The sequence below is a fragment of the Enterobacter cloacae complex sp. IR5403 genome, from assembly GCF_049238705.1.
In the GTDB taxonomy this organism is placed as follows: Bacteria; Pseudomonadota; Gammaproteobacteria; order Enterobacterales; family Enterobacteriaceae; genus Enterobacter; species Enterobacter hormaechei_C.
In genome coordinates, this window is the sequence record NZ_JBMKHP010000001.1 from 273,849 (window position 1) to 288,282 (window position 14,434).

Consider the following 14,434-nt stretch of genomic DNA (forward strand, 5'->3'; position numbering starts at 1 on the left):
AAGAGGAACAAACGATGCAGGAAATTGATTTTTATCTGGTAGATGCCTTCAGCGACAGGGCGTTCGGTGGCAATGCGGCGGCGGTGTGTCCGCTGGAAGCGTGGCTGCCGGATGAGACGCTGCTGAAGATGGCGAAGCAGCATAATCAGTCAGAGACGGCGTTCTTTGTCCGAACGGATAACGGGTTTGAACTGCGCTGGTTTACCACGCAGGATGAAATTAACCTCTGCGGCCACGCAACCCTCGCGGCTTCTCACGTTATTTTCGAATACCTGGATTATCTGCATACGGAAATCACCTTCACCACGCGCTTTGTCGGCGATCTGACGGTACAACGCAGCGGCGACTGGCTGACGCTTAATTTCCCGGCGTGGTCAACCGAGGTTGTTGATACTCCACCCGCAGTGCTGTTCAGCGCGCTGGGCATTAACGCAGCAGACGAGGTGCGTGTGGGGCGTGACTACATGGTGGTGCTCGACAGCCAGCGGCAGGTGGAAGCGCTGACGCCGGATATCGCGGCTATGCTCCCGCTGGGGAAAATGGTCTGCGTTACGGCGCCGGGGGATGAGTATGATTTCGTCAGCCGCTTCTTCTGCCCGGGGGAAGGGGTGCCGGAGGATCCGGTGACGGGATCAGCTCACAGCATGCTGATCCCGTACTGGAGCGAAAAGCTCGGTAAAACGCAGATGTCGGCCCGCCAGGTCTCCTTGCGCGGCGGGGATCTGCGCTGCGAGCTGAAAGGCGACCGCGTGCTGATTGGCGGGCAGGCCACGTTGTATATGAAGGGGAAAATTTTCCTTCGACTCCAGGACTACGTTCAACATTAACAACTGGGCGCTGGTGGCTGACGCTCGTTCAGCAGCGCGATAAACGCCTCAAGCTGGCGGGTCATCGCCCCGCGTCGCCACACCAGCCAGGTGGTGAGCCAGCGCCAGTTTTCCGCCAGCGGCCACGCCGCCACCTGATGATGCCCCGGCATGCTCTCCAGCATGGAGCGGGGCATCAGCGCAATGCCTGCCCCGGCAATCACGCAGGCGAGCATCCCGTGATAGGACTCCATCTCATGGATCCGTCCCGGCGTGACGCGGTCGGCATGGAACCAGCTCTCCAGATGACGCCGGTAAGAACAGTTGGCGCGAAAGGCATACACGTCGCTGCCGCTCACCTGCGTGGCTTTTGACACTTCCGCGTGACCCGCAGGGGTGACCAGCATCATCTCTTCCCGGTAAACCGGCATTCCTTCCAGTTCCGGGTGCGAGAGCGGCCCGTCGACAAAGGCGGCGCTGAGCGTCCCCTCAAGTACGCCGTCAATCATCGTACCGGAAGGCCCGGTGGACAACGCAAACTGAATGCGCGGATAGCGCTGGTTAAACCGCGCCAGACTTTCCGGAATGCGCACGGCGGCGGTACTTTCCAGCGCGCCGAGCGAGAATAATCCCTGCGGTTCATCCCCGGCGACGACCATTCGCGCTTCGTCGACCAGCGCCAGGATCTGCTTGCTGTAGCGCAGAAAATTGTGCCCGGCGGGGGAAAGCCGCAGGCGCTGATTCTCGCGAATAAACAGCTCCACGCCAAGATCCGCTTCTAGCTGTCGGATGCGGGTGGTGAGGTTTGACGGCACCCGGTGTACCTTCTGCGCCGCCTGGGTAATGCTGCCGGTCAGTGCGACGGCGTTAAACATCTCAAGCTGTGTTAAGTCCATACCGTTCTCTATTCGTGAATAAGGTGGTGAGTATTATTCATTTTTAAGAAATAGCAGAGTAGGCCACAATCAATCAACTGTTATTTCGTGGAGAACATCATGACCTATTCATCTGCTACCCATGCCCACTCTGTCAACCCGGCTACCGGCGAAACGCTGGCTGCTTACCCGTGGGCAACGTCCGGTGACGTTGAGCGTGCCATTGCGCAGGCGGATACCGGTTTTCGTCAGTGGCGACGCGAAAGCGTGGCGCACCGGGCGCAAAAACTTCGCGATCTGGGTACGGCGCTGCGTAGTCGTGCGGAAGAGATGGCGCAGACTATCTCCCGGGAGATGGGCAAGCCCATTATGCAGGCGCGTGCGGAGGTGACTAAGTCCGCCAGCCTTTGCGACTGGTACGCTGAACACGGCCCGGCGATGCTGCATCCGGAATCTACCCAGGTCGAAAATGCGGTGATTGAGTACCGCCCGCTGGGGCCGATTCTGGCTGTTATGCCGTGGAACTTTCCGCTCTGGCAGGTGCTGCGCGGTGCGGTGCCGATCCTGCTGGCAGGGAACAGCTATCTGCTTAAACATGCGCCTAATGTGCTCGGCTCGGCGGAGCTGATCGGGAAGGTGTTTGCGGATGCCGGTTTCCCGGAGGGGGTCTTTGGCTGGGTGAATGCGACGAACGACGGCGTCAGCCAGGCGATTAACGATCGTCGTATCGCGGCGGTGACCGTAACCGGCAGCGTTCGGGCTGGTGCGGCGATTGGTGCGCAGGCGGGCGCGGCGCTGAAGAAATGCGTGCTGGAGCTGGGCGGTTCCGATCCGTTTATCGTTCTGAACGATGCGGATCTGGATTTGGCCGTCAACGCGGCGGTGGCCGGACGTTATCAGAATACCGGACAGGTTTGTGCGGCGGCGAAACGCTTTATTGTGGAAGCGGGCGTGGCGGGCACCTTTACCCAACGCTTTGTTGACGCGGTCAAGGCGCTTAAGATGGGCGCACCGGATGAGGAAGATAACTATATTGGCCCGATGGCGCGATTTGATCTTCGCGATGAACTGCATCAGCAGGTGCAGGCTACGCTGGCGGAAGGGGCGACCCTGCTGCTCGGCGGAGAGAAGCTTGCCGGGAGCGGTAACTATTATGCCCCAACCGTACTCGGCGACGTCACCCCACAGATGACGGCCTTTCGTCAGGAGCTGTTTGGCCCGGTGGCCGCGATTACCGTCGCGAAGGATGCGGCGCATGCGTTGCAGCTGGCTAACGACAGCGATTTTGGCTTATCGGCGACGGTCTTTACCGCGAACGATGCGCTGGCAGAAACCTTCTCTCGCGAGCTGGAGTGTGGCGGGGTGTTTATCAACGGCTACAGCGCCAGCGATGCGCGCGTTGCGTTTGGCGGGGTGAAGAAGAGCGGCTTCGGGCGAGAGCTTTCTCATTTCGGTCTGCATGAGTTCTGTAATGTGCAGACGGTGTGGAAGGATCGCGTCTAGTCTTGTTGCCGGGTAAGGCCAGGCCGCTACCCGGCAGTTCACGTTTCCTGTCATTTTTGCGTAATGGTTCTGTCATTTTCGTTTCGTAGACTCGCTCGCGTCTAACGTATTGTTACAGAAGAGAATTATGAACCTAACGCAAATTTTTCGCCGTCTTGCGCCGCGCTTTATTCCTCGTCAGTTTGGCCTGCTGACCGGCATCTTTTGTATTATTGGCCTTTTCTCCGCCCTGCAACTCTCTTCCTCCTTCCTGCTCACCGCCTCCCTGAATCAAGCCCAGCGTAACGAACAGCGCAATCAGCTGGCCTGGCAGCAGCAGAGCAGGCTGGATCAGGCCCGTATTTCCCTTCTGGCGGCAAGCGATCTGCTCAACCGCGCCGGCGTGTACTTTATGCAGGACAAGGAGACCGGCTCGGAAGGGAGCTGGCATAGCCTGATGGACGAGGCGCAAAAATCCCTGGCGGCGTCACAGCAGGCATGGCAGGCCTGGCTCGCGCTTAACCCGCCGAAAGACGAGGGGCTGGTTAACAGCTATCAGCTGTTTTTCGGCGCCATCAAAGAGCAGGCGGAGGGGCTTAAGAAAACCAACAGCATCGACCTCTTTTTCGCTGTACCCGCCCAGGCGTTTCAGACCGATTTTAATGACAACTTTGCACGCTATCAGCAAGGGAGTGAGAAGCAGGCGATACAGGGGCGTCAGTCGTTGATGGAGCAACTCTCAGGCCTGCAACGGCTGTTCCTGTTTGCGCCGCTGGTGCTGCTGACCATTGCCCTTGCCGTCTGGTTCGGAATGGCGAAGTGGGTGATATCCCCGCTACGCCGTCTGATTATTCATATTAATCAGCTTGCGGCAGGGGATTTGTCAGGCACGCCGCCTGACGTCGTGCGCTTTAACCGTGAAATCAGCCAGCTCAGCGGCAGTATTACCGCCATGCAGCGCGGGCTACAGGAGCTGGTGACCCAGGTCAGCGAGGCCACTACCTCCATGGTTGAAAATATTGGGTCGCTTGCGCAGGGGAATCAGAAGCTTTATCAGCAGTCTACGCGACAGGCCAAAGAGCTGGAGGAGGTGACCGCGCACATCGCCGATCTCGAAACCCACGTTGAGGGGAACACGGGTTATGCAAAACTCGCCCGCTCGCGCGCGGATGAAGCCCGACAGGCTGCCGCTGGCGGGGAGCAAATGATGTCAGCGGTGAATGGCTCGATGCAGACGATCGTCGACCGATCCTCAGAGATGCGCGGGATCGTCGCGATGATCGAGAGCGTGGCGTTTCAGACCAATATTCTGGCCCTCAATGCTGCCATTGAAGCCGCCCATGCAGGAGAGCAGGGGCGCGGGTTTGCGGTGGTCGCCCGGGAAGTGGGGCTGCTGGCCAGAAAAAGCAGTCACTCTACGCAAACCATCCAGGCGCTGATTAACCACTCGCTACAGGGCATTGAAGAAGGTTCTCAGGTGGTAAACCGTCTGGAAGAGAATTTGCAACAGGTCACCGGGCTGGTGGCGAATCTGAGCAGCCTGCTGAACGATATTTCGCTGGCTACCCTGAATCAGGGGGACAGCATTCATCAGATGACCCGTCAGCTTCAGGCGCTGAATCAGGTATCGCGTCAGACAGATGTGCTGGTTAGCGAAGCGTCAAATGCCTCTGAGCGCCTGCATCAGCAGTCCGATCTTTTGTTGCAGGCCGTTTCGCGTTTTCGTCTCCCTGCCTGACGTGACGTATAAGCCTCTGTTATACTCGCAGCCCGTTTTAGCCTGAGGGCAAGGAGCAAAGTGTGGCTGCGGTCATCCATAATGAGATGCTGGACGAGATTCTGGCGCAGGTTCGTCCGTTACTGGGGCAGGGTAAGGTTGCCGATTACATTCCCGCGCTGGCCTCGATCAGCGGTAATAAGCTCGGTATCGCCATTTGTACTATTGACGGGCAGCGTTTTCAGGCGGGAGACGCGCTGGAGCGCTTTTCGATTCAGTCGATCTCAAAAGTGCTTAGCCTCGTTGCCGCCATGCGCCAGTATGACGAGCAGGAGATCTGGCAGCGGGTGGGCAAAGATCCGTCCGGTCAGCCGTTCAACTCCCTTCTCCAGCTGGAAATCGAGCAGGGTAAGCCGCGTAACCCGTTTATTAACGCCGGGGCGCTGGTGGTGTGCGATATGCTGCAAAGCAGACTGAGCGCGCCGCGTCAGCGGATGCTCCAGATTGTGCGGCAGCTTTCCGGCGTGCAGGACATCGCCTACGATCCGGTGGTAGCGCGCTCTGAGTTTGAACACTCTGCACGTAACGCCGCCATCGCCTGGCTGATGAAATCCTTCGGCAATTTTCATAATGACGTCGCCACGGTGCTGCAAAACTATTTTCATTACTGCGCGCTGAAGATGAACTGCGTCGAACTGGCGCAGACTTTTCTGTTTCTGGCGCATCAGGGCCATGCCCCGCATCTCGGCGAGGACGTTGTCTCCCCGATGCAGGCCCGGCAGATCAACGCCTTAATGGCAACCAGCGGCATGTATCAGAATGCCGGGGAGTTTGCCTGGCGCGTGGGGCTGCCGGCTAAATCCGGCGTTGGCGGTGGGGTCGTGGCGATTGTCCCCCACGAGATGGCGATTGCCGTCTGGAGCCCGGAACTGGACGAGACCGGCAATTCACTGGCGGGCGTGGCGGCGCTGGAGCAGCTGACCAAACGCCTTGGACGGTCCGTATACTGATGTCCACGTTAGATCCTCTGTTCGCGCGCCTGGCTCGCTCCACGTTTCGTTCACGATTTCATTTAGGGACGAAAGAGCGGCAATACTGCTGGGATAAGGGCGCGGAGACTATCGATAAGCATGCCGCCGATTTTGTCGCCGCGCGGCTGGCGCCTGCACACCCGGTCAATGACGGTAAGCAGACGCCGATGCGCGGCCATCCGGTTTTTATCGCTCAGCATGCCACGGCAACCTGCTGTCGGGGCTGTCTGGCTAAGTGGCATGCTATCCCGCAGGGCGTGCCGCTGAGTGCGCAGCAGCAACAGTATATCGTCAACGTAATTCATCATTGGCTGGTCATAGAGGTAAATCGTGCCTCCTGAACTGACAATGTCTCTGTTTAAGCTACGCTTTTACTAATGCTCAGCGTCAGGAGACGTTATGAAAGCACCTCAAATTCCCGTTAATGAAGCGCAGCGCTTAAATGCTCTGCGCGAGTCCGGTCTGCTTGAGATCGACAATTATCCCGCGTTTGATCGTCTTACGCGGCTGGCAACACGTTTTTTCAGGGTGCCGCTGGCGATGATTACGCTGGTGGATGACCACGCCGCGATCGTGAAGTCTGCCGACGGCCGGGCACTCGCCAGCCAGCCTCGCGATCTCTCGTTTTGTGGTCATACGATCCTGGGTGACGCGCCGCTGGTGGTGAGTGACACGCTGCTGGACGAACGCTTTGAGGATAATCCGCAGGTGGCGGGAGATCCGGGCGTGCGCTTTTATGCCGGTTTCCCGCTGCGTTTACGTGACGGGGCGTGCGTGGGATCGTTGTGTCTCATTGATTACGCACCGCGTGAGTTTACCGCGGCGGATGCCGCCGTACTGGCCGATCTCAGCGCGCTGGCAGAGGATGAATTTGCGGCCGTTAGCGCGGCCACAACCGATGAACTCACGGGGTTGTTTAACCGTCGCGGGTTTAACCAGTTTGCGCAGTTTGCACTGTCGGTTTCGCAGCGTCGGGCAGAACCGTTAACCCTTGGCTGGCTGGATCTGGACCATTTCAAAACCATTAACGATCGCTTCGGGCATCAGGAGGGTGATAAGGCTCTGAAAGCGATGGCCGCCCTGATGCGTTCCTCGTTCCGCGAGGCCGATCTGCTGGTACGTTTCGGGGGAGATGAGTTCGCGGTGCTGTTTGCGGATACCGATGAACCTGGCGCCTGGATCGCCATGCAGTATCTTGTCGAACAAACGGAAAAGTATAACGCGCGTCAGCTGCATCCGTGGTCGTTACAGTTCTCCTGGGGGCTGAGCGAGTTCGATCATTACCGCAACGATATGCAGGCATGGTTAAAACACGCGGATGCGCAAATGTACGCCATGAAGCGGCAACACTACGGCGAAAAATGACATAACGAAATCCTATGTCATCGCTTATTGCGTTACAAAAATGTTAATAGCAAAGTGGAGAGATCAACCTAAGGACGCGAAATGAACTCTCCCATGCTGATTAAACCTCTCTCCCGGCAGGACATCCTCACCCACATCGATGCCCTGAACGATATTCTTGTCAACTGTGTCAACGGCGGCGCCTCCGTCAGCTTTATGCTGCCTTTTTCTGCCGGGAAAGCCCATACCTTCTGGCTCGGCGTCGCAGACAGCGTCGGGCGCGACGAGCGTACTGTCCTGGGCTGTTTTGATGCGGAGCAGGGACTGGTTGGCACGGTCCAGCTGATCACCGATCAGCCTGAAAACCAGCCGCACCGGGCAGATGTCGCGAAACTGCTGGTTCATGAGAAGGCGCGCCGTAAAGGGGCGGCAATGGCGCTGATGGAAGCCCTGGAGGCGGTTGCGCGTGACAAAGCGCTTACGGTGCTGGTGCTTGATACCTCGACCGGCAGCGGCGCGGAGACGTTTTACCAACGTGCGGGCTGGCAAAAGGCGGGGGAGATCCCACGCTACGCCCTGATGCCGAACGGGGACATGACGGCGACCTCGGTGTTCTATAAATTTCTGTGATTATTTTTCACCATCGCGTCCTGAGTTGATCCAGACAGGGGTTATGGTCCTGAAGTTTTGATAAGTTATCACACCAATCTTATCAGGCTGTATGACTAATCATAAAGGACCTCCATTGTGAACACACTCAACCGTCGTGATTTCCCCGGTGCGCGCTACCCTGAACGTATCATCCAGTTTGGCGAAGGTAACTTCCTGCGCGCGTTCGTTGACTGGCAAATCGACCTCTTAAACGAGCATACCGATCTCAATTCAGGTGTGGTGATTGTGCGGCCGATCCAGAGCGATTTTCCCCCGTCGCTGAGCACCCAGGAGGGTCTGTATACCACGATTATTCGTGGTCTGAATGAGCAGGGGGAAGCAGTAAGCGATGCGCGTCTTATTCGTTCCGTGAATCGTGAAATCAGCGTTTACAGCCAGTACGATGAATTCCTTAAACTCGCCCATAACCCGGACATGCGGTTTGTCTTCTCCAATACCACGGAGGCGGGGATCAGCTATCATGCGGGCGATAAGTTTGACGATACGCCAGCTGTCAGCTATCCGGCCAAACTGACGCGTCTGCTGTTCGAGCGTTTTACCCACTTTAACGGGGCAGCGGATAAAGGCTGGATCATCATTCCTTGCGAACTCATCGACTACAACGGCGATGCCCTGCGTGAACTGGTGCTGCGCTATGCACAGGAGTGGGCGCTGCCGGCGGCATTCATTGCGTGGCTGAACGATGCTAACACCTTCTGTTCGACGCTGGTTGACCGCATTGTTACCGGCTATCCGCGTGATGAGGTGGCTGAGCTGGAAGCCGGGCTGGGCTATCACGACAGCTTCCTCGACACGGCGGAACATTTCTATCTGTTTGTTATTCAGGGGCCGAAATCACTTGCAGCTGAACTGCGCCTGGATAAATACCCGCTTAACATCCTGATTGTTGACGATATCAAGCCTTATAAAGAGCGTAAGGTGGCGATCCTCAACGGCGCGCACACGGCGCTGGTTCCGGTCGCTTTTCAGGCCGGCCTGGATACGGTAGGGGAAGCCATGAACGACGCGGAAATTTGCGCGTTCGTAGAGAAGGCTATTTATGAGGAGATTATTCCGGTCCTGGATCTGCCGCGCGACGAGCTTCACTCCTTCGCCAGTGCCGTAACGGGGCGTTTCCGTAATCCGTACATTAAGCATCAGCTGCTGTCGATTGCCCTGAACGGGATGACCAAGTACCGCACCCGTATTCTGCCGCAACTGCTGGCAGGGCAGAAGGCGACCGGCAAATTGCCAGCACGTCTGACCTTTGCTCTGGCGGCGCTGATTGCATTTTACCGTGCCGAGCGCAACGGTGAGCGCTATCCGGTGCAGGACGATGCGCACTGGCTTGAACGTTACCAGCAGCTGTGGACGCAACATCACGACAAACAGGTCACTACCCGTGAACTGGTATCGTCGGTGTTAAGCGTGAGCGAGCACTGGGAACAGGATCTCACTCTGGTGAACGGACTGGTAGACCAGGTTGCGCAGGATCTGGATGCGATTTTAAGCAAAGGCATGCGCGATGCGGTGAAACCGCTCTGCTAATCATTATACCCGGCGTTGGCCGGGTTTTTTACAGACCCTATTTAGTTACAACATACTATATGTTCTTTTTTTAAAAAGCACATGCAGCACCGTGCGGTTGAGGCTTAACAGGTGAGAAAATGCAATGAACTATTAACATGCTTGCAACCGTGAGGGGGATCACGTTTAATAGCCGCGCTCTTTACTTTTCTGAAGCTGATTATGATTGTTCGTCCTCAACAGCACTGGCTGCAACTGATTTTTGTCTGGCATGGTTCGGTACTTCCCAAAATTTATACCCGACTGCTGCTTAACTTCCTGCTTTCCATCGCCGTGATTGTCATGCTGCCGTGGTACACCTCGCTGGGTATCCGGTTTACCGTCGCGCCGTTCAGCATTCTGGGCGTGGCTATCGCCATCTTCCTGGGATTTCGCAATAACGCCTGTTATTCGCGCTACGTTGAGGCGCGTCTGCTTTGGGGGCAGTTGATGATAGCGGCGCGCTCGCTGTTTCGCGAGGTAAAAAACACCTTGCCGGATGATAAACATCTCGGAGAGTTTGTCCGCCTGCAAATCGCGTTTGCTAACTGTCTGCGTATGACCCTGCGCAGAGAAACCAATGCCGATCAGCTGTCCCGCTATCTGGCTCCTGACGATTTACGCAAAGTGATGGACGCCAACTCACCCGCGAACCGTATCCTGCTGATCATGGGGGAGTGGCTGGCCGTGCGGCGGCGTAGCGGGCACCTTTCAGACATCCTGTTTCACAGCCTCAACAACCGCCTGAACGATATGTCCATCGTGCTGGCTGGCTGTGAGCGTATCGCCAATACGCCAGTCCCGTTTGCCTATACGCTGATCCTGCACCGGACGGTGTATCTGTTCTGCATCATGCTGCCGTTTGCGCTGGTAGTTGATCTGCATTACATGACGCCCTTTGTCTCTGCGCTGATTTCCTACACCTTTATCTCGCTGGACACGCTGGCGGAAGAGCTGGAAGATCCGTTTGGGACGGAAGATAACGATCTGCCGCTGGACGCCATCTGCAACATGATGGAGCGCGATCTGTTGCAGATGAACGATGAAGAGAATATCCCTGAAAGACTGATGCCGGATAAACATTATCAGCTGACCTGACGGGCATTCCACTCATCGCGGGTGATTTCCCACAGCTCCGAATCCAGCAGGCCACTGACATAGGCTTTCTTCTCCGTCCTGATGAGCCGCATGCCGCTGCTGTCTGAAATACGTCGGGAGCGGCTGTTGGCCGCCGCTTTCGGCGCACGTAACACCGGTTTATTGAGCGTATTAAACCAGTAATCCGTGGCCGCAATACTCGCCTCGCGCATATATCCCTGGCCCTGAAATTCCGGCGCGAGCCAGAAGCCCCGGTTGTTGTCCTCCACGTCATACAGGCAAATCAACCCCATCAGTTCGTCAGGCGCTTCGCGACGGCGAATCGTCCAGAACCACGCAATCCCTTTGGCCATATCGGGCAGTGCAACATTGTTGACATAATTTTCTGCACCGTTTTCCGGGTAGGGCCAGGGGACTGAAGCCACCATATAGCGGACAATCTCCCAGCGCGGATAGCGTTGCTGGATCTGGACGGCATCTTCTGCAAGCAGGGGGCGTAATATCAGGCGCTCGGTGGTAAGCGTGGGTATGGTCATCCGCTGATCTCCATAATTAAGCGTTATGCTTTTGTTTGGGTTCTGGTATTTTCATCTTAATAACATTCTGTTGCGATGTACTGTACTAAAACGATGTTGAGTTAACGTAATCAACCTGCTTGAAAAGGAGAAGGGTATGGTTTTACCTGGGATAAACCTTGATAAAAACTTACCGGGCTACGATTTTGCGAAAATGTCGGGAGTTGGGGCTGCGGATTTCGATTTTAAAGCGCTTGGTGCCGCCATGGACTGTCATCGTGAATTTGCTCACGCGGGTATCATTTACTCTGACGGCCCCCAACGCTTCCTGGTGCGACCCGGTAAAAGACATCCTCAAGGGCAAAGTGGAATAGTAACGCATGTTATTGTGACTAAAGCCACCTCGCTTCCGTCTGCCTCCACAGCAGGAAAAGCATTGAGTGATGCAGTTTCTTCTACTTCCATGGGAACTGAAATTGCCTCAACCGTTCTGTCATGTGGCGCGATGATCATAACTGGCGGAGTGATGCTCGCTGGAACAGCAGCGACTCCCCTTACCGCAGGCGCGGGAAGCGTATTGGTCGCTATTGGCTACGCCGGAACGGCTGCCACTGGTCTGCAATGTGTGAATGGCCTTTATCGAATTTATGATTTGGTTGAAAATGACGGCGCCAATGTCGCCTGGCTGGATACCCAGGACTGGTATGTCGCGACATCCACTTCCTTAGATGTCATTTCTCTGGCAAGCGCAGGCGGTGCACTTAAAGAGGCTGTTACTACCTGGCGCGCAATGAAATCCGTTTCGTCCTTGAAAGCAACCGAGTGGCTAAAAAGTTATCCTCGTCAGGACCGTGCTCGACTGACTGAATTAATTATTCGCGCTCAAAACCCTGGTATAAGCAATAAAGAAGTCAAAGCGCTTATTCGAGCAGGCTTTTATCCAAAACGATTCCCAACGGGTCCTGTTCAGGTTGAGCTCACCAGGCAATTAGGTCAAGTTGTAACGAGTGCCGCGGCGCTTGCAGGAAGCGCTGTAAGCGGAGTTATTGCCGCTCCAGGGAACATACCTCGCACCAGTAAATACATTATCGGTACTATCCAGTCACTGGCGGTTTTTTGATGAAAATTCTGCGCTTGTTAACCGGACACGTTTCTTACGAGCTCCTGCAACACGGAAAACGGATTGAGGACGCTATTGCCCGTCATGACAATGACTTATTAAACCATTCCACACCCGAACTGGAGCGGTTTTTTTCACGCCCGCTTAGTGAGCTGCCACGGCAAAATGCTTATCCGGTAGCGATATTATTACCGCTATTTCTGGTGATTTTTGCGTTTAATTTGCTGCCATTTCTCCAGACAATATCCAGTATGTCGCCATCGCTACATGCACTCAGTTTTTTTGTCCCATCGCTAGCGATACTTATCTTCCTGATGCTCGCGAGTGCCTTCCTTGCCCGGGGATACACTTCAGGACTAACAGGGTTTTTAGCGCTTTTCATCATCCTGCTGACATTAACGGTACTGCAATGGCTTCACTATCTGACCATTTCTGACGGCAGTAGCTGGCAGCTGATCATTGCAACGATCGCTTTGGTAATTAGCCGTATGGTGTTAAACAGTCGAGGCTTTGTGCTGTTCACGCTATATTGTCGTTCGAAGCGTCTTGCCACGCTGGCTCGCATCATGCGCCTAAAGAGCGGTAAGGATAATGTGAGGAACACATGACACTCATCGTACGCCCGTTACAGGCAGAAGATTACCCACAATGGCGACCGCTGTGGGATGGCTATACCCATTTTTATGAGTGCTACCTTGACGAGTCCGTTACCACGGCCACCTGGGACAGGGCGCTCGCAGATTCATCACCCCTGTTTTGCCGGGTCGTGGAGAAAGACGGCAGCGTCATCGGCTTCGCCATGTGTGTCCTGCATGAAGGGACCTGGTCAACCGCGCCAGTTTGCTATCTGGAAGATCTGTTTGTTGACGCTGCCGAACGTGGCGCAGGGGCGGGTAAAGCGCTTATCGACGCCCTGATCGATGAAGGCAAGCGGGAAGGGTGGTCAAAACTCTACTGGGTAACCCGCATGAACAATCCGGCGCGTAAGCTGTATGACCACTATGGTGAAGCCGACGATTACGTCCGGTACCGAATCTCGCTTTAGTCGTTTACTACCTGGGTTTGTATCACACTGTATCTGCGTCTGTGATACATACACAGGTATGCAATAAAACCGCATCCGCACACATCTCCTATACAAACGCATGGTGTTATATCTCCGTCAACTGAACTTATCCGGAGATAACATCATGTTTAATAAACTCGCATACTCAGCCGTCGCCCTGACCGTTTCACTTGGCACCGTGATGTCCTGTCACGCAGAAGCGACGGGTAAGGATTACGCGTCGGCTTTTAATCAGGTTAAACAGATTAACGCTGGCGATTTGAACGTCGGTTACGTCGATATCGGGCCAAAAGAGGGGCAACCGGTGATCCTGTTGCATGGCTGGCCGTACGACATTCACAGTTATGCAGAAGTGGCCCCCGCGCTGGCCGCGAAGGGGTATCGTGTCATTGTGCCGTCCCTGCGCGGGTACGGCACCACGCGCTTTATTTCTGATAAAACGCCGCGAAACGGCCAGCCTTCGGCAATGGCAAAAGACATCGTCAACCTGATGGACGCCCTGAATATCAAACAGGCGGTGTTTGCCGGTTATGACTGGGGGGCGCGTACGGCGGATATCGTTGCGGCGCTCTGGCCGGAACGGGTGAAATCGCTGGTCTCGGTAAGTGGCTACCTGATCAGCAGCCAGGCGATTGGCAAACAGCCTTTACCGCCGAAGGCAGAGGTTCAGTGGTGGTATCAGTTCTATTTCGCCACGCCGCGCGGTGCGGAAGGCTATGCTAAAAATACGCACGATTTTGCCCGGTTGATCTGGTCCCAGGCTTCGCCTGACTGGAAATTCAGCGATGCCACCTTCAATGCCAGCGCCAGGTCCCTCGATAATCCGGACCACGTTGCCGTCACGCTCAGTAATTACCGCTGGCGTCTGGGACTGGAGAAGGGTGAGCAGAAATATGACGCCTACGAACAAAAGCTGGCTACGCTGCCGAACATTACGGTGCCGACCATCACCATCGAGGGCGGTAACAACGGGGCACCACATCCTGCACCCGCCGCCTATGCGGGGAAATTCACCGGAAAATATGAGCACCGTACTTTCGGCGCAACAGTTGGCCACAACCCGCCGCAGGAAGATCCGCAGGACTTTGTTAACGCCGTTGTCGACGCGGATAAGCTCTGATATGTGCTATTTTCAATCCGTTACCTCTTAATCAGGAGCCTGC

15 protein-coding genes are annotated in these 14,434 nt (G+C 55.7%); 13 read left to right on the forward strand and 2 right to left on the reverse strand.

Going from position 1 to position 14,434, the window contains the following annotated elements; genetic code table 11:
* Positions 1–14 precede the first annotated feature (14 nt).
* A complete protein-coding gene (locus ACOTW6_RS01345) occupies positions 15–827 on the forward strand; it encodes a PhzF family phenazine biosynthesis protein (protein WP_213788765.1) in 813 nt (270 codons plus the stop codon).
* Here ACOTW6_RS01345 and ptrR read toward each other — a convergent pair.
* Positions 824–1,702 carry a putrescine utilization regulator PtrR gene (gene ptrR / locus ACOTW6_RS01350; RefSeq protein ID WP_017382364.1) on the reverse strand — a complete coding sequence of 293 codons (879 nt, stop codon included), beginning with the start codon at positions 1,700–1,702 and terminating at the stop codon, positions 824–826. The genes ACOTW6_RS01345 and ptrR overlap by 4 nt on opposite strands.
* A gap of 99 nt (positions 1,703–1,801) precedes the next feature.
* Here ptrR and sad point away from each other — a divergent pair, with 99 nt between their 5' ends.
* From sad to ACOTW6_RS01390, 8 genes are all read left to right on the forward strand, one after another.
* The gene (sad, locus tag ACOTW6_RS01355; protein WP_213788766.1) at positions 1,802–3,184 is read left to right on the forward strand and encodes a succinate-semialdehyde dehydrogenase; all 1,383 of its coding nucleotides are present in this window, start codon (positions 1,802–1,804) and stop codon (positions 3,182–3,184) included.
* A 127-nt stretch (positions 3,185–3,311) separates the two neighbouring features.
* A complete protein-coding gene (locus ACOTW6_RS01360; protein ID WP_213788767.1) occupies positions 3,312–4,901 on the forward strand; it encodes a methyl-accepting chemotaxis protein in 1,590 nt (529 codons plus the stop codon).
* Positions 4,902–4,963: 62 nt separating this feature from the next.
* Positions 4,964–5,890: a glutaminase B gene (glsB, locus tag ACOTW6_RS01365; protein ID WP_047050929.1), complete on the forward strand. Its 927-nt coding sequence runs from the start codon at positions 4,964–4,966 to the stop codon at positions 5,888–5,890.
* Complete coding sequence (locus tag ACOTW6_RS01370) at positions 5,890–6,252, forward strand: DUF4186 domain-containing protein (RefSeq protein ID WP_003857163.1); 363 nt, start codon at positions 5,890–5,892, stop codon at positions 6,250–6,252. Before glsB ends, ACOTW6_RS01370 begins: the two co-directional genes overlap by 1 nt.
* Positions 6,253–6,310: 58 nt before the next feature.
* Entirely contained in the window at positions 6,311–7,276 is a 966-nt protein-coding gene (locus ACOTW6_RS01375) for a sensor domain-containing diguanylate cyclase (protein WP_213788769.1), read from the forward strand.
* Between the two features lie 81 nt (positions 7,277–7,357).
* Positions 7,358–7,885, forward strand: a complete 528-nt coding sequence (locus ACOTW6_RS01380) for a GNAT family N-acetyltransferase (protein ID WP_213788770.1) — start codon at positions 7,358–7,360, stop codon at positions 7,883–7,885.
* Positions 7,886–8,002: 117 nt separating this feature from the next.
* Complete coding sequence (locus tag ACOTW6_RS01385) at positions 8,003–9,454, forward strand: tagaturonate reductase (RefSeq protein WP_213788771.1); 1,452 nt, start codon at positions 8,003–8,005, stop codon at positions 9,452–9,454.
* 201 nt (positions 9,455–9,655) lie between these two features.
* Positions 9,656–10,570: a bestrophin family protein gene (locus ACOTW6_RS01390; RefSeq protein WP_003857155.1), complete on the forward strand. Its 915-nt coding sequence runs from the start codon at positions 9,656–9,658 to the stop codon at positions 10,568–10,570.
* On the opposite strand, the gene ACOTW6_RS01395 is transcribed toward ACOTW6_RS01390, so the two are convergent.
* A complete protein-coding gene (locus tag ACOTW6_RS01395; protein ID WP_047365028.1) occupies positions 10,558–11,106 on the reverse strand; it encodes a GNAT family N-acetyltransferase in 549 nt (182 codons plus the stop codon). The two genes, ACOTW6_RS01390 and ACOTW6_RS01395, sit on opposite strands and share 13 nt — an antisense overlap.
* 136 nt (positions 11,107–11,242) lie before the next feature.
* On the opposite strand from ACOTW6_RS01395, the gene ACOTW6_RS01400 reads away from it, so the two are divergent.
* The 4 genes from ACOTW6_RS01400 to ACOTW6_RS01415 all read left to right on the forward strand — a co-directional run bounded on the left by ACOTW6_RS01400 (position 11,243) and on the right by ACOTW6_RS01415 (position 14,391).
* Positions 11,243–12,205: a hypothetical protein gene (locus ACOTW6_RS01400; RefSeq protein ID WP_213788772.1), complete on the forward strand. Its 963-nt coding sequence runs from the start codon at positions 11,243–11,245 to the stop codon at positions 12,203–12,205.
* Positions 12,205–12,813, forward strand: a complete 609-nt coding sequence (locus tag ACOTW6_RS01405; protein WP_213788773.1) for a hypothetical protein — start codon at positions 12,205–12,207, stop codon at positions 12,811–12,813. Before ACOTW6_RS01400 ends, ACOTW6_RS01405 begins: the two co-directional genes overlap by 1 nt.
* Positions 12,810–13,250 (forward strand): GNAT family N-acetyltransferase, encoded by a 441-nt coding sequence (locus tag ACOTW6_RS01410; protein ID WP_213788774.1) that lies wholly within the window; start codon positions 12,810–12,812, stop codon positions 13,248–13,250. The genes ACOTW6_RS01405 and ACOTW6_RS01410 overlap by 4 nt, the downstream gene beginning before the upstream one ends.
* A gap of 145 nt (positions 13,251–13,395) precedes the next feature.
* A complete protein-coding gene (locus ACOTW6_RS01415; protein ID WP_213788775.1) occupies positions 13,396–14,391 on the forward strand; it encodes an alpha/beta fold hydrolase in 996 nt (331 codons plus the stop codon).
* The last annotated feature ends 43 nt before the right edge of the window (positions 14,392–14,434 follow it).